Below are 13,338 nucleotides of genomic sequence, written 5' to 3'. Positions count from 1 at the left end.
GCATATGCGCACATTAAGCTCCCAGGGAATATGTTGGCTTATCCGGGGAAAGGAAGGGCATCGGGCCGAGTGGGGCGGTGACACCCGTAAAATTGGTGAAATTGCAGACGATCTGCCATTTATCGCAAACGGACTGGTTGGCTGGAAAGGGAAAAAAGCCAATATGGAGATCGGGGAAACATCCGTGATCATAACGCGAACAGCAAAAGCGAAGCGGAAAGACAAGAACACCGGACGGCGAGTGAAAGTTCAGCCAGGCGTAGCTCTGACACTCAGATTAGTTGTGGTTCGCCTTACCGATACTTACGGTAAATTTATCGGACGCTGCTCACAAACGTTAGCAACGAGATCACCAGCGCGGAAGTCGCTCGCTGGTATTACTGGCGCTGGGGTATTGAATCCTTTTTTAAGCTGCTGAAAGGTGCCGGTCATGATGTAGAAAAATGGCTTCAGCGCAGTGCTGGTGCCCTGCTACGCAGGTTATTGATAGCTAGCATGGCATGTGTGCTGGTATGGCGGCTGCAACGCGCTGAAGGAGACGACAATGCGGCAGCCCGTCAGTTAATTTGCCGATTATCCGGACGACAACAAAAACGAGGGCGTAAAGAAAGCGCCCCAGCGCTGCTTGCCGGACTATCCATCCTGCTAAATATAGCCAAGCGACATTATTTTGATAACAGCTAGCTATGCTTCTTTGCCACATATCAGGGCATCGGATGTAATCATTTTTAAGTCGGTTTGCTATACCTTGACGTTATTAGCAGAATATACCCCGGAAGAACTTGCCCACTTAGCTATGGTGGTTTTTAACCCTTTATGATGTGTAGATACCTATGCACACTGTGTCGGGCAACCGTAAATGACCCGCAGGATAAACGAACAATGAAAACCCTTGGATTGATCGGTGGAATGAGTTGGGAATCCACCGTGCCCTACTACCGCCTCATTAACGAACGCGTTCAACAGCGTCTGGGAGGCTTGTACTCAGCAAAACTGATACTGCACAGCGTAGATTTTCATGATATCGAGCAACTCCAGGCACAAGGCGCATGGGAGCAGGTGGCACAGCGGCTTTCTGAAATCGCCCTCGGGCTACATCAGGCAGGCGCAGAAGCGATCGTCATCTGCACCAACACCATGCACAAGGTGGCCGACCAGGTAGAAAGCGCCAGTCAATTACCGGTATTGCATATCGCCGATGCCACTGCCGACAGTCTGAAACAGGTTGGTATGACGCGCGTCGGCTTATTGGGTACTCGCTATACCATGGAGCAGGATTTCTACCGCGGTCGCTTACGAGAGCGCCACAGCATTGATGTCATCATTCCGCAACCCGATCAGCGAGACGAGATCAATCGTGTCATTTACGACGAGTTATGCCGCGGCGTATTGCTCGACCGTTCGCGAGAAGCATTTAGCATCATTATCGATAGGCTTGCCCTGCAAGGTGCTGAAGGCGTGATTCTTGGCTGCACCGAAATTCCCCTTTTAATCCATCAATCCGATACAAAAATTCCTCTTTTTGATACCAGCTATCTGCACGCCATTGCTGCAGCAGATTACGCATTAGAAAACAACTAATTAATATATATTCATAAATTATGTAGTGATTGTTTTAAATCACAATTTCCTGAGTAAAACACTCAAGATTTCCTCATGTTATCCAATGCAAAGGCATTCAGAGCGTTCTGACTGCCTTTGCATTGGATGGAATGTTGTTCCTGGTTCTGTACTCAAATCTATCAATGGGAAAAACTAGGTAACCGATAATTATTTTTTACGTAGCATTTCTTCAATGAAGTCTTTCCAGTGACGCACTTCTACTTCTATCATCATGTCCCCCTAGTATAGCCAACCGACTTAAAAATGATTACAGCCAATGCCCTGATATGTGGCAAAAAAATACAGCTAATTGTTATCAAAATAATGTCGCTTAGCTATAATTAACTGCGGCTAGTATACGCCCACTTTTTAACCAGCGAAACGTTTTCCTGTCGAATAAAAAGCGAACAAGATCCCATTCTGAGCAGATTGCATCGGTGGATCTCCCCGCCATTTTTCGGCATGCTGACACATTCACCTGCCGCCTTAATGGCCTCACGATGAGAAAGGACTGTTATCACCATGACGCTGATGATGTACGGTATCAAAAACTGCGATACCATCAAAAAAGCACGACGCTGGCTGGAAGCGCATCAGATTGCCTATCAGTTTCATGATTACCGTGTCGATGGGTTGGATCATACGCAGCTAACCGCCTTTATCCGCCTTGTCGGTGATTGGCAGCCGTTGCTCAATACGCGCGGGACCACCTGGCGACAATTAAGTGACGCAGAGCGCGCCGCCGTCATCGATGCCGAAAGCGCCATTGCGCTGCTGTTGGCCCATCCAGCATTGATCAAACGCCCGCTGCTGGTGAGCGGGGAGCGCGCCCTGTTAGGCTTTAATGCCGAAAGTTACCACCCCTTTACTGCGGAGAAAGAGTGAGATGTCCTGTCCCGTTTTAGAACTTACACAACAGCTGATTAAACGCCCGTCGCTCAGCCCGCGCGATGAAGGGTGTCAAGCATTGCTGATTGAACGTCTGAAAGCGGTGGGCTTTACCATTGAAAAAATGGATTTCGGCGATACCGAGAATGTCTGGGCATGGCGCGGTGAAGGCAAAACGCTGGCGTTTGCCGGACATACCGATGTGGTTCCGAGCGGTGATGCCAGCCGCTGGCAGCATCCACCGTTTGAACCTACCCTGCACGATGGCTTTTTGTATGGGCGCGGCGCAGCAGACATGAAAGGGTCAATTGCAGCCATGGTGGTGGCCGCTGAGCGGTTTGTACAGGCTAATCCCCATCATCAGGGCCGCCTGGCGTTTTTGATCACCTCAGATGAAGAAGCCAGTGCGGTGAACGGCACGATGAAAGTGGTTGAGGCGTTAATGGCACGTAATGAACGCATGGATTACTGCCTAGTGGGCGAACCCTCCAGCACCACCAAACTGGGCGACGTGGTGAAAAACGGGCGTCGTGGCTCTATTACCGCCAATCTGACGGTACACGGGGTACAAGGCCACGTGGCCTATCCGCATCTGGCCGACAACCCGGTACATCGCGCCATGGAAGCCCTGAATGAATTGGTGGGCACCGAATGGGATCAGGGTAATGCCTTTTTTCCTCCCACCAGCATGCAAATTGCCAATATCAATGCGGGCACTGGCAGCAATAACGTGATCCCCGGCGAGCTTTTTGTGCAGTTTAATTTCCGCTTCAGCACCGAGTTGACGGACGAGGTGATTAAAGCGCGCGTCTCCGCTCTGCTGGATCGCCATCAGCTTAACTACACGCTAAACTGGAATCTCTCCGGCCAACCATTCTTAACACCTCTAGGCGATCTGGTCGATGCCGTAGTGACCGCCGTTGAGCATTACAGCGAAATCACTCCGGAGTTGCTAACCAATGGCGGTACGTCGGATGGGCGATTTATCGCGCAGATGGGCGCACAGGTGGTAGAACTTGGCCCGGTAAACGCCACCATTCATAAAGTGGATGAATGCGTCAGCGCCGCGGACCTGCAATTACTAAGCCGTATTTATCAACGCATTATGGAGCAGCTCATCGCATGATGACGCACGCCATGCTCACGGGGAAAACCCGTGAGCACCTTGTCCCGCTCGGTGAGGCGCACAGCCTGCAACCGGCCGCCCTCACTGCCTTCACGGGCTTACAGCAGGCGGCTGTACGTGATGCTTTTCAGTTACAGCCCGCCAGCACCTTTCGTGACTTTGCCCGCCAGCGCCACATCTGGAATCAAAAATTCAACGGCGAGCGCCCGTTGCTGGATAAAAACAGCCAGCCGCTGGTGGCAGCAACGCTTTCCGTGGCGGAACTCTGTGCCGCGATATTGCGCTGGTCTGCCCTGCCGGGCGCCAGCCGCCATCACTGGGGCACCGAGCTTGATATCTACGATCCGTCACGCCTGCCTCAAGGAGCTCGTCTGCAACTGGAGCCGTGGGAATATGAGGCGGGCGGCTATTTCGCTGAACTGAACGACTGGCTTACTGCGCATATGGCGCAGTTCGATTTTTACCTACCTTTCGCCCACGATCGCGGCGGCGTTGTTGTGGAACCTTGGCACATCAGCTACCAGCCCTTGTCCAGACCGGCGGCGCAACAGCTGACACCCGAGGTTATTTTGGAAGCCTGGCAACATGAAGATATCGCGGGAGATACTTGGCTACGCCTACATCTGCCTGATATTTTTTCCCGCTTTATCATGAATATCGATGAGGATTGAACATGTCTTGGCTGGCTGATTACTGGTGGGTGATTCTGATTATTCTGGTTGGTATGGTGATTAACGGCATGAAAGAACTGAGCCGCCTAGACCATAAACGCTTTCTCAAGAATAAACCGGCGCAGCCTCCGCATAGAGACAACAACGCCGAGTGGGATAAAGAAGATAACTGGCCGGAGAAAAAACCCTGATGCGTTTCTCTTCCAGCCAGTTGCCTGTGGACCAGTTTTGAACAATGAGTCAGGGTGCTGAGCGAGGGGTGAAACTCTCCGCTTTTTCCAGCAGAAATTCATAGAACTCCTTGGCACATTGCGATAGCTGTCGTTCTTTGTCAGTCACCAGATAGATGCCGCGCTGTAGCGACAGATCGCGAAACGGCACAATCGCGATATCCTTGTGCTGGAACTGAAACAGCGTCAGACCGGTCAGAATGCTCACCCCATAGTTGGCTGCGACTAGGCTGTGTCCCTTAATTGCTTGAGCTATAGTATCCATCTGTTTCTACGACACTTTTGATTATGGCTCGCTACGATCTTTCTGATGAAGCATGGGCAATCATTGAGCCCTTGTTGCCAACCGTTTTGACATCTCCGCGGGCCGGCCGGCCGTGGGCAGAACATCGAAGAATCTTCAACGGCATGTTCTGGATACTGTGTTCAGGCGCACCATGGCGTGATTTATAGCCAAGCGACTTAACTTTGATTACACCATATGGACTGAGAACAAAATCTCTGTATCGCAACCACTCTCTCTTTTTTTGCTTTTTGCTTGTGCCCATTTATGCTCAATGGGGTTAAGATCTGGCGAATATGTAGGCAAATACTCCACCATTACCCTGCATCGATGATGACTTGTTGAATATTATGTTTTTTGTGAAAAGTTGCATTGTCCATCACGATTACCCTGTTTTTAGGGAGTACTGGGATAAGGACTTGTGTGACCCAGGAATAGAAAACATCGCTGTTAATATTGGTATCAAATAATCCGATAGCAAACAGCGTTGTGCCTAATAACGCGCCGATAACATTTGTTCTTCCCTTGGCTCCCCCGTTCTTCAGGCCAAAACACCGTTGACCTTTTGGGGAATAGCCGTGAGTCCGTGGGGTATCGTGTGGAAAACAACTTTCATCAATAAAAACAATAGGTTTGCCTTCTTTTTCATACTGTTGTATTTTTTGTTGAAATGCTTGCCGGGCGCTTTCGTCGGCTTTCGGATGACGTAGAGTTTTTTTTATAGGTCAATCCCAGCTTTTTAAGAGCTTGCCAAATGGCCTTCTGACAAACGCCAAAACGCTCTTCACGTTTTTTTTGGTAAGCATCTGGATATGGTTCAACATCTTTTATCAACTCGGATTTATCGCTCTTTCGCTGACGCGTGGTCGATACTTTTGACGCTATTTGATTAATCCAACGCGATACAGAGGCAGGGCCAATCCGAAATTGCTTCGCTGTTTCTCGGATACTCAACCCTTCTTCTTCCCGTGTAGATATCACTTTACGTCTAAAATCAATTGAATAGCTCATTTAAATAATGTAATCAAAATTAAGTCGTTTAGCTATATCTGCCGGGTGCCAGTCCTTACCGTCCATTACTATCCCCCGATGTTATTATGTGCGAATGTTCAGCATATCTAAACAACGGCGATGTTAAGTAATGCTAAACACTATAGCCAACCGACATTATTTTGATAACAGTCAGCTATGCTTTTTTGCCGCATATCAGGGTATCTGTTGTAATCATTTTTAAGTCGGTTGGCGATAAGTCAATATCGATTATCGATGGTGCCATGATGCTACCTGCTCGCCTTAAATCCGCCCGCCTGCATGCCAAGTTGACTTAGGAAAAACTGGGAGTGCTCGCGGGTATTGAAGAAGCGACCGCGCGTTCGCGTGTCTCACAGTATGAAAGCGACACCTATCGCCCCACATTCGAGATGATGTGCGCCTTTGCCCGCGTACTCGGCGTACCGGAAAGCTATTTTTATACCGTCGATGACGACTTCGCAGAACGCATTTTGCTGTTGTATGAAAGTGACCGCATACAGCAAAAAAAGAATGCATAGGACAGCGTAAAAAAACGCCCTAAACAGAGGAAGGAACCACAGTGTAATTGCCTGACAGGGATGCGTTTTCTGATTTTTTTGCTGCTGAGGGTGATGAACAGGCCTGCGCCAGACGTCATGCATTTTTCAAATACCATGAAGGGGCCGAGCAAACGGTGTCCTCACGAGATGACTATCAGGCCACCTTTCTGAGCGTCTACGGCATCCATATCGACTGGCGGGAGGGAATTTTCAGCCTGTTGGAGGGAATCTCGCACTGCTTGGGAGATGCGGTTTTTTCTACTGAATTTGACTACGACAGCGACGTTGAAACCGCTACGGTCAACGTTGCTGGCGTTCAGCATGTTTTTCATCATTATTCGCTGGGATCAGAGGAGTATGATGCGGAGCAGGCGCGCATTGAACGCCTGCTACTGGCTGGAGGATATGCCTTGCGCGTGCACACCGAAAGCCTGATGAGCGACACACTGTCTTTTTTACTGATGCCCGCCAGCACATGGCAATACGTCGAACAGCAGTTCGGTACTGAATCAGTATCAAAATACTTCGTCCTGTATGCAAGCCAGTGCTCAGCGCTGGACAGTGAGATATAGCCAAGCGACATTATTTTGATAACAATTAGCTGTATTCTTTGCCACATATCAGGGCATTGGCTGTAATCATTTTTAAGTCGGTTGGCTATATCCGCCCCGCCGACAGCACCGTACCGTTCGAAGTGCGCATCGCCCTCATTGGTTTCTGGTGTGCTTCCCGTACTCGTCGGCTTTCTTCTCTATGTCCTGTGGGGTGTGCTAACGAGAACGGAACCGCAGCCCACACCTCAGCCTAAAGGCTGTGAAAACGTGGAAAAGATACACGCACACTTGCGCTTGGAAGTGGCTGAACCGCTCAAAGCACAAATGCGTAAACGTTTAGGGTGCGAAGAAGTGGAGAGGGAATAGCGTGGATAATGACATCATGGCAGTGGATGGCTGATGTCAGGATCGCGGACAAAAAAAAAGACCTTTCGGTCTATTTTTTAATGCGTTGCAGAATCATTGAGCATTCAATACATCACATTTTGGAGCGGGAAACGAGACTCGAACTCGCGACCCCGACCTTGGCAAGGTCGTGCTCTACCAACTGAGCTATTCCCGCTTAGGAAGTGTAATTCGCCTAACGGTAACATATTGAATATACTAAATTTATTCAACACTTTGTGTTAGCGCTGAGCATTATGCACCAATCATTTCAGGCTGGCAAGCCCTTTTCAGTGAAAATGTGCGCAAGTGGTCATTCCCTGCGCGCTGGTGCTCAATACCTGCAAACTCAATACTCGCGTGAAAAATCAACCTCGCAGCGCCGCCACCAGATCGTCATCCACCACGGACGTGCCGCACCCCACGTTGATAAATATAGCCAAGCGACATTATTTTGATAACAATTAGCTGTATTTTTTTGCCGCATATCAGGGTATTGGCTGTAATCATTTTTAAGTCGGTTGGCTATACCTTGGAGGGTTTCATGCATGCAAACAAATTTGCGTTGTACAGATTCTGCGTTTTTGGCGTATCCGGCAACAAGTTCACCACATAGTCGGCCTGCGCCACATCGTGCGCCAGCGCATCAATCCCCGACACGCACGCAAAACCGGGCAACGCCCGTGGTGTATTAACAATCCCGTGTAGCGTTACACCAAATGACCGCAACATGGCGGCCACCTCAGCGCCAATATCACCCGCACCAACGATCAATAAGGTTTTGCCCGTCAACAGCCCGGACAGGTGGCGATCCCAGTCCTGACGTAGCTGCTGTTCTTGCAATGCGACAAACGCTGCTCGTGCGCCAACAAATGCGCTAGGATGTATTGTGCAATCGGCTGGCCAAACACCCCTACGGCGCGACTCAAACGGTAATCTTGCGGGAGACCTGCTGCAAGCAACGGCTTGAAGCCAGCCTAGGTAGATTGCAGCCATGCAGGGTGATGCCCAGCGGTCAGCAGTGATACCGCCCGGTCCGGCTGTACTAGCTCAGACCTGATCTGACAGTTACCGATTATTTATACAGGTGTCTGTCAGATTACATCTGGTTCAGATTCTTTTCTGCCCTGATCCGTTTTCCATCGAGTAAAGTGGACATCGGCGTACGCCCGCAGCACATTTTTCCCTGATGAGTTCGCTCATTATTGTAATGCCACAACCAGTTGTCCAGATCTACCTGCAGGCTTTCCAGGTCTCCATATAACTTCTTGCCGAACGTAACCTGATAAAAATCCTGCAAAATGGTTTTATGGAAGCGCTCGCAGATGCCGTTCGTCTGCGGAGACATCGCCTTCGTTTTCGTATGCTCGATATCGTTGATAGCCAGATAAAGCTGATAATCATGCTGCTCCACTTTACCACAGTACTCCGTACCCCTGTCGGTCAGTATTCTCAGCACCGGCAGTCCCTGAGCCTTGTAGAACGGGAGTACGCGATCATTGAGCAGGTCGGCGGCGGTGAGCGGTGTTTTATTCGTATACAGCTTGCAGTGTGCCACTTTCGAGTACGTATCCACGAACGTCTGCTGGTAGATACGGCCCACCCCCTTCAGATTGCCCACGTAGAAGGTGTCCTGCGAGCCCAGATACCCGGGATGTGCCGTCTCGATTTCACCGCAGGCCTCATCATCGTGCGCCTTCTTCTCCAGGGCTGCGATTTGAGCGTCGGTAAGGACAATGCCTTCTCTGGCGACCTTTTCCTCAAGCGCCTTCAGGCGTTTACGGAAGTTCTCCAGGTCGTGTCGTTGCCAGATGGAGCGCACGCCGCTGCCGGAGATAAACACGCCTTTTTTACACAGCTCATTACAGGTCCGGTGCTGCCCATGGGGCGGGAACTCAATAGCATAATCAACAACCGTGCGTTCAGTGGCTTCGTCGGCGCGGTTCTTCAGGTTCGGAACCCGGCGGTTCTGGTTAACCAGCGCATCAATGGCGCCTTCAGCAGCCAGTTCCTGATAACGGTAAAATGTATCGCGTGACACGCCCATGCTCTTGCAGGCTTTTGATACGTTACCGAGTTCTTCGGCGAGATTGAGCAGGCCGGCTTTGTGTTTGATAATGGGATTGTTAGTATGAAGCATGAGAGTTACCTCGCGTTTTGTTTAAGGATTAGACACCCATATCAAAACCGGTAACTCTCAACCTTTCAAGGTCCAGTGTCAGATCTAGTCGCGACTAATACAAATAGTCCAACCCCGATGCTTTCGTGTTTAACAGCGCACGCAGTTCCTCCGCCCGAGATTCCAATAAAAGAATAGCCCCCATTTCTTCCCCTCGCGTTATCAACGGTAGCCGTAACAAAACCACAACTACCCTACTCGTAGCGAGAAGCCTGTGGCAACCCTTTCAGCATGCAGGCCCGTTTTCTGACAGACGTCACTCTTCTTCTTGTGATTCGCCAATGTGGTTCACCATGTCCAGCAACATAGTGGTGACATGATGATCCGCCACGGTATAAAAAATCTGGCGTGACCGGCGTTCCCGCTTCACCAAACGTGCGCCGCGTAGCAGGCGTAAATGGTGACTCACCAGTGACGGTGAAAGCGCAAGGTTTTGCGCAATGTCACCGACAGCATGTGGCCCCGTCAGGCTGAAATGCAAAATGCGCAAACGGGTAGGATCGCCCATCAGACGAAACGTTTCTGACAGGATGGTAGTTTCATGCAGAGAAAGCATGGCATGACGACTCAATGTGCGTGCCCTCGCGTAACAGATATGTCCGTATCATGATGATGAGAATGATCGTCATGATGTTGATGTATTTCATTAAGGGGTGACAGGCTGCACCTACAGGTCGCCTCATCTTCATCACCCCAGTTAATGGCAACCGTTGCGTGTTCTACGTGAAAACGGTCATAAAGCTCTCGCTCTACCTGCCGAACCACCTGACGCACGTCCGCCCCCTCTTTGGCGCGTACATGCAATGTGGCCAGGGTGCACCCCGACGTGATCATCCACACGTGCACATGGTGGATACTGCCACTCCCGTTACGCTCTCTTTAAGGTAGCGTTCAATCTCTTGCGGCATGGCATTGGCGGGTGCCCCTTCCAAGAGTATGTGCAGCGATTTTTTCAATAACGCCCATGCGCTGCGCAAGATCAGCACGGACACTACCAACGACAGGATAGGGTCGATAGGGGTCCAGCCGGTAAAATAAACCACAATGGCCGCCGCGATAGCACCAATGGAACCCAGTAGATCGCCCATCACATGCAGTGCGGCACCTTTGATATTGATATGTTCGCTGTCGCCGCGCGTCAATATCAAAAACACCACAATATTCACCAGCAGCCCGATCGCCGCTACGAGCAGCATCGGCCCTGCCAGCACCTCATGCGGCTGGCGAAAACGCAGCCACGCTTCGCAGGCTATCCAGATGACGATAGCAAACAGCGTCAGCGCATTGATAAACCCGGCAATGACTTCGAAACGCAAATAGCCAAAGGTGCGCTTGGTGTCTGCATTACGACGACCAAAACGAAAGGCAGCATAGGACAATGTCAGTGCCGCGGCATCCGTCAGCATATGTCCCGCATCCGTCAGCATATGTCCCGCATCCGTCAGCATATGTCCCGCATCCGCCAGCAACGCCAACGAACCGGAAAGCACACCGCCCACGACTTCTACCAACATAAAGGTAAAAGTAATCACAAAAGCGATCAGTACCTTACGTTCATTTGAGCGCGCTACTGTCGGCGCATGGTCGTGAGCATGATCGTGGTGAGAATGGGACATTGTACCTCTCCTGCCTTTAGATGATTTAATATATGAGCATCCATTTGTGTATTAAAAGTCAAGCAATGCAAACAGGTTACCGGCCGCAACGATCGCCGTGCTCATCCGCATTATTCTCATGTCAGACAGGCATCAAGATCTCATTTCAAGGCATGCAGCTGATGATGGATCTTCGCCAACACGCCGTTGGCGCGCTGATACTCTGCCCGTTTTTTACTGGCAACGTCGTCGAGACTTTTGCGCGCAATACGCAGCGGCAACTGACACACGCCATCGGGTCGCAATTGCCCCCCCACGGAGAGCCAAAAGCTCTCATAATCGGCATGAAAACTGGTTTTCTTTTTACGCCAGTAGCGCCAATTCTGATAAACATGAGTATGATTTCCCACCGCTATCATGCACTCAATCCCTAACAACTCGCCCAGTACGCAGGCCGCTTCCAGCACCAGCCGTTTAGGGAACAATCCATGGCAATCACGCGTTACCTGCGAAATGCGCGCCTTCTGTTGTTGCAAGTGACGCGTCGGCCCTTGTAATCCGCCGATAAATAACGCTCTCTGTCCTTCGAACTGCACCACGGTCATGGTCATGCGTGCCAGCGGCATCCCTTCAGTACACAACTGAAGCGTTATCTCTCCCTCTTTATCCAGTGAGGAGTGGGAACCCAATAGCAACGCGTAAGCAGCACCGCTTTTACCCTGAAAATTGACGATCGGTACACCGCCAGGTGTCAGCATCAGGCGACGTAACCTTGGATTGGCGCAGGCCACGGCATCATAGTGATAACAAAGCGCGGCCAAAGCGTTGCGGGCAGAAAAACGGCTAGAGAGGTATGGTCGTTGAAGTTTATCGGGCAGCGCCATTTGGGCATACAGCATCTGCGCCCGCTGCGGATGACTGGCAATGTAGTGGAGCCAGTTCAGCGTCAAAACAGGGTGAAGGAGCGAGCGCGCCAGAAATTTAAGACGGTAGGCGGGCTTTAGCCAAACGCTCTTCTCATCAGGGTGAATATCCCCGTGAAGCAGATGGCTCAGTAACTGCCAGCGGCTCATCGGGGATGATATTTCATCAAAAGTTGCAAGTGCCATAAGAGATAATAGTGTTGATTCGGAAACAGACCCCTATCTCTATCAGCCGTTGACTAAACCGTTATGCAATCATCTTTCAGGAAACAACCCAACTCCAGACTTGTTTGTGATTGGTTTATTAAAAAGCCAATCCCGAAACGGTTGACGTCGGGATCGGCCTTTTTACAGAATCTGATGCGATACACCAATATAGCAAAGCGACATTATTTTGATAACAATTAGCTGTATTTTTTGCCACATATCAGGGCATTGGCTGTAATCATTTTTAAGTCGGTTGGCTATAAATCCCGCCTGAGAGAGATAACCGGGCGCAGTAAAGGCCGCACTCTGGAACAGGTTATCGGCAAACTCAGGGTATATCTGACGGGATGGCGGAACTATAGCCAACCGACATTATTTTGATAACAGCCAGCTATGCTTTTTTTGCCGCATATCAGGGTATCTGTTGTAATCATTTTTAAGTCGGTTGGTTATACTACAGTCTGAACGAGTTACCGTCACTGACGCGCAACCTGCTGGGGTGGGTAAGAAGGAGGTTGCGCAGTCTGCTGTGGAAACAGTGGAAGAAAGGGCGGACTCGTTATAGCGAGCTCAGGGTGAGAGGGGTCGGTAAGGACCTTACAGCCCAGACAGTGGGCAGTTGTCACAAGCAATGGCGGATCAGTCTGTCACCAGCGCTGTGCATAGCCCTACCAAATAGACTGTTCAGAGAAATGGGCCTGCCGGATATATAAGGTGGGCGACGATTAACATAACTGAACCGGTGTATACGGATCCGTATGTATAGCTAAACGACTTAATTTTGATTGCATTATTTAAATGAACTATTCAATTGATTTTAGAGGTAAAGTGATATCTACACGGGAAGAAGAAGGGTTGAGTATCCGATAAACAGCGAAGCAATTTCGGATTGGCCCTGCCTCTGTATCGCGTTGGATTAATCAAATAGCGTCAAAAGCATCGACCACGCGTCAGCGAAAGAGCGATAAATCCGAGTTGATAAAAGATGTTGAACCATATCCAGATGCTTACCAAAAAGAACGTGCAGAGCGTTTTGGCGTTTGTCAGAAGGCCATTTGGCAAGCTCTTAAAAAGCTGGGATTGACCTATAAAAAAAACTCTACGTCATCCGAAAGCTGACGAAAG

At 50.1% G+C, this 13,338-nt stretch carries 24 protein-coding genes, 1 tRNA gene and 2 pseudogenes; 16 read left to right on the top strand and 11 right to left on the bottom strand.

What is annotated here, in order from left to right; genetic code table 11:
• Positions 1-4: 4 nt before the first annotated feature.
• The 4 genes from ACD630_RS25210 (at position 5) to ACD630_RS25195 (ending at position 1,581) form a co-directional block, all read left to right on the top strand.
• The gene (locus ACD630_RS25210; protein WP_430361022.1) at positions 5-418 is read left to right on the top strand and encodes a hypothetical protein; all 414 of its coding nucleotides are present in this window, start codon (positions 5-7) and stop codon (positions 416-418) included.
• 77 nt (positions 419-495) lie between these two features.
• Entirely contained in the window at positions 496-684 is a 189-nt protein-coding gene (locus ACD630_RS25205; protein ID WP_430361021.1) for a hypothetical protein, read from the top strand.
• Positions 671-820: a hypothetical protein gene (locus ACD630_RS25200; protein ID WP_430361020.1), complete on the top strand. Its 150-nt coding sequence runs from the start codon at positions 671-673 to the stop codon at positions 818-820. Before ACD630_RS25205 ends, ACD630_RS25200 begins: the two co-directional genes overlap by 14 nt.
• Positions 821-882: 62 nt before the next feature.
• On the top strand, positions 883-1,581 hold the full coding sequence (locus ACD630_RS25195; RefSeq protein ID WP_430361019.1) for an aspartate/glutamate racemase family protein: 699 nt from the start codon (positions 883-885) through the stop codon (positions 1,579-1,581).
• A gap of 189 nt (positions 1,582-1,770) precedes the next feature.
• Here ACD630_RS25195 and ypfM read toward each other — a convergent pair whose 3' ends face one another.
• Positions 1,771-1,833 carry a protein YpfM gene (ypfM, locus tag ACD630_RS25190; protein WP_430361292.1) on the bottom strand — a complete coding sequence of 21 codons (63 nt, stop codon included), beginning with the start codon at positions 1,831-1,833 and terminating at the stop codon, positions 1,771-1,773.
• A 291-nt stretch (positions 1,834-2,124) separates the two neighbouring features.
• Here ypfM and ACD630_RS25185 point away from each other — a divergent pair, with 291 nt between their 5' ends.
• Genes ACD630_RS25185 through ACD630_RS25170 form a run of 4 tightly spaced genes read left to right on the top strand, consistent with a single transcriptional unit; the run spans position 2,125 to position 4,478 of the window.
• On the top strand, positions 2,125-2,487 hold the full coding sequence (locus ACD630_RS25185; protein ID WP_430361018.1) for an ArsC family reductase: 363 nt from the start codon (positions 2,125-2,127) through the stop codon (positions 2,485-2,487).
• Between the two features lies 1 nt (position 2,488).
• A complete protein-coding gene (gene dapE, locus ACD630_RS25180) occupies positions 2,489-3,616 on the top strand; it encodes a succinyl-diaminopimelate desuccinylase (RefSeq protein ID WP_430361291.1) in 1,128 nt (375 codons plus the stop codon).
• Positions 3,613-4,287 carry a M15 family metallopeptidase gene (locus ACD630_RS25175; RefSeq protein ID WP_430361017.1) on the top strand — a complete coding sequence of 225 codons (675 nt, stop codon included), beginning with the start codon at positions 3,613-3,615 and terminating at the stop codon, positions 4,285-4,287. Before dapE ends, ACD630_RS25175 begins: the two co-directional genes overlap by 4 nt.
• Positions 4,288-4,289: 2 nt before the next feature.
• Positions 4,290-4,478 carry a YpfN family protein gene (locus tag ACD630_RS25170; RefSeq protein WP_430361016.1) on the top strand — a complete coding sequence of 63 codons (189 nt, stop codon included), beginning with the start codon at positions 4,290-4,292 and terminating at the stop codon, positions 4,476-4,478.
• A gap of 49 nt (positions 4,479-4,527) precedes the next feature.
• Here ACD630_RS25170 and ACD630_RS25165 read toward each other — a convergent pair whose 3' ends face one another.
• Positions 4,528-4,782 (bottom strand): LysR family transcriptional regulator substrate-binding protein, encoded by a 255-nt coding sequence (locus ACD630_RS25165; protein ID WP_430361015.1) that lies wholly within the window; start codon positions 4,780-4,782, stop codon positions 4,528-4,530.
• 23 nt (positions 4,783-4,805) lie between these two features.
• On the opposite strand from ACD630_RS25165, the pseudogene ACD630_RS25160 reads away from it, so the two are divergent.
• Positions 4,806-4,967: pseudogene (locus ACD630_RS25160) on the top strand (transposase); the annotation flags it as partial.
• Positions 4,968-4,989: 22 nt separating this feature from the next.
• Here ACD630_RS25160 and ACD630_RS25155 read toward each other — a convergent pair.
• Genes ACD630_RS25155 through ACD630_RS25145 form a run of 3 tightly spaced genes read right to left on the bottom strand, consistent with a single transcriptional unit; the run spans position 4,990 to position 5,811 of the window.
• A complete protein-coding gene (locus tag ACD630_RS25155) occupies positions 4,990-5,118 on the bottom strand; it encodes a transposase (protein WP_430359511.1) in 129 nt (42 codons plus the stop codon).
• Positions 5,118-5,420: a transposase gene (locus tag ACD630_RS25150; protein WP_430361290.1), complete on the bottom strand. Its 303-nt coding sequence runs from the start codon at positions 5,418-5,420 to the stop codon at positions 5,118-5,120. Before ACD630_RS25150 ends, ACD630_RS25155 begins: the two co-directional genes overlap by 1 nt.
• A 25-nt stretch (positions 5,421-5,445) precedes the next feature.
• Positions 5,446-5,811, bottom strand: coding sequence for an IS630 transposase-related protein (locus ACD630_RS25145; RefSeq protein WP_430361014.1), 366 nt, complete (start codon positions 5,809-5,811; stop codon positions 5,446-5,448).
• Positions 5,812-5,972: 161 nt separating this feature from the next.
• Between ACD630_RS25145 and ACD630_RS25140 the strand changes: the two genes are divergently transcribed.
• Genes ACD630_RS25140 through ACD630_RS25125 form a run of 4 tightly spaced genes read left to right on the top strand, consistent with a single transcriptional unit; the run spans position 5,973 to position 7,179 of the window.
• Positions 5,973-6,128, top strand: a complete 156-nt coding sequence (locus ACD630_RS25140; protein WP_430361013.1) for a hypothetical protein — start codon at positions 5,973-5,975, stop codon at positions 6,126-6,128.
• A gap of 6 nt (positions 6,129-6,134) precedes the next feature.
• Positions 6,135-6,350: a helix-turn-helix domain-containing protein gene (locus ACD630_RS25135; RefSeq protein WP_430361289.1), complete on the top strand. Its 216-nt coding sequence runs from the start codon at positions 6,135-6,137 to the stop codon at positions 6,348-6,350.
• 47 nt (positions 6,351-6,397) lie between these two features.
• Positions 6,398-6,943: a hypothetical protein gene (locus tag ACD630_RS25130; protein ID WP_430361012.1), complete on the top strand. Its 546-nt coding sequence runs from the start codon at positions 6,398-6,400 to the stop codon at positions 6,941-6,943.
• 56 nt (positions 6,944-6,999) lie between these two features.
• Positions 7,000-7,179 carry a hypothetical protein gene (locus ACD630_RS25125; RefSeq protein WP_430361011.1) on the top strand — a complete coding sequence of 60 codons (180 nt, stop codon included), beginning with the start codon at positions 7,000-7,002 and terminating at the stop codon, positions 7,177-7,179.
• A 232-nt stretch (positions 7,180-7,411) separates the two neighbouring features.
• Here ACD630_RS25125 and ACD630_RS25120 read toward each other — a convergent pair.
• The 6 genes from ACD630_RS25120 to ACD630_RS25095 all read right to left on the bottom strand — a co-directional run bounded on the left by ACD630_RS25120 (position 7,412) and on the right by ACD630_RS25095 (position 12,192).
• A tRNA-Gly gene (locus ACD630_RS25120) sits at positions 7,412-7,487 on the bottom strand.
• 347 nt (positions 7,488-7,834) lie between these two features.
• Entirely contained in the window at positions 7,835-8,152 is a 318-nt protein-coding gene (locus ACD630_RS25115; RefSeq protein ID WP_430361010.1) for an NAD(P)-dependent oxidoreductase, read from the bottom strand.
• A 256-nt stretch (positions 8,153-8,408) separates the two neighbouring features.
• On the bottom strand, positions 8,409-9,449 hold the full coding sequence (locus tag ACD630_RS25110; protein ID WP_430361009.1) for an IS481 family transposase: 1,041 nt from the start codon (positions 9,447-9,449) through the stop codon (positions 8,409-8,411).
• Between the two features lie 295 nt (positions 9,450-9,744).
• Positions 9,745-10,059 (bottom strand): metalloregulator ArsR/SmtB family transcription factor, encoded by a 315-nt coding sequence (locus ACD630_RS25105; protein ID WP_308167206.1) that lies wholly within the window; start codon positions 10,057-10,059, stop codon positions 9,745-9,747.
• Positions 10,060-10,318: 259 nt separating this feature from the next.
• Positions 10,319-11,104: a cation diffusion facilitator family transporter gene (locus ACD630_RS25100; protein WP_430361008.1), complete on the bottom strand. Its 786-nt coding sequence runs from the start codon at positions 11,102-11,104 to the stop codon at positions 10,319-10,321.
• 140 nt (positions 11,105-11,244) lie between these two features.
• The gene (locus ACD630_RS25095; protein WP_430361007.1) at positions 11,245-12,192 is read right to left on the bottom strand and encodes a VirK/YbjX family protein; all 948 of its coding nucleotides are present in this window, start codon (positions 12,190-12,192) and stop codon (positions 11,245-11,247) included.
• Between the two features lie 231 nt (positions 12,193-12,423).
• Between ACD630_RS25095 and ACD630_RS25090 the strand changes: the two genes are divergently transcribed.
• The 3 genes and pseudogenes from ACD630_RS25090 to ACD630_RS25080 all read left to right on the top strand — a co-directional run.
• Positions 12,424-12,594 carry a group II intron maturase-specific domain-containing protein gene (locus ACD630_RS25090; protein ID WP_430361006.1) on the top strand — a complete coding sequence of 57 codons (171 nt, stop codon included), beginning with the start codon at positions 12,424-12,426 and terminating at the stop codon, positions 12,592-12,594.
• An 80-nt stretch (positions 12,595-12,674) separates the two neighbouring features.
• On the top strand, positions 12,675-12,926 hold the full coding sequence (locus ACD630_RS25085) for a hypothetical protein (RefSeq protein ID WP_430361288.1): 252 nt from the start codon (positions 12,675-12,677) through the stop codon (positions 12,924-12,926).
• A 172-nt stretch (positions 12,927-13,098) separates the two neighbouring features.
• A pseudogene (locus ACD630_RS25080) lies at positions 13,099-13,332 on the top strand (IS630 transposase-related protein); the annotation flags it as partial.
• Positions 13,333-13,338 lie beyond the last annotated feature (6 nt).

The organism is Symbiopectobacterium sp. RP (assembly GCF_050472005.1).
In the GTDB taxonomy this organism is placed as follows: domain Bacteria; phylum Pseudomonadota; class Gammaproteobacteria; order Enterobacterales; family Enterobacteriaceae; genus Symbiopectobacterium.
This window is presented reverse-complemented; position numbering and strand designations above follow the sequence as displayed.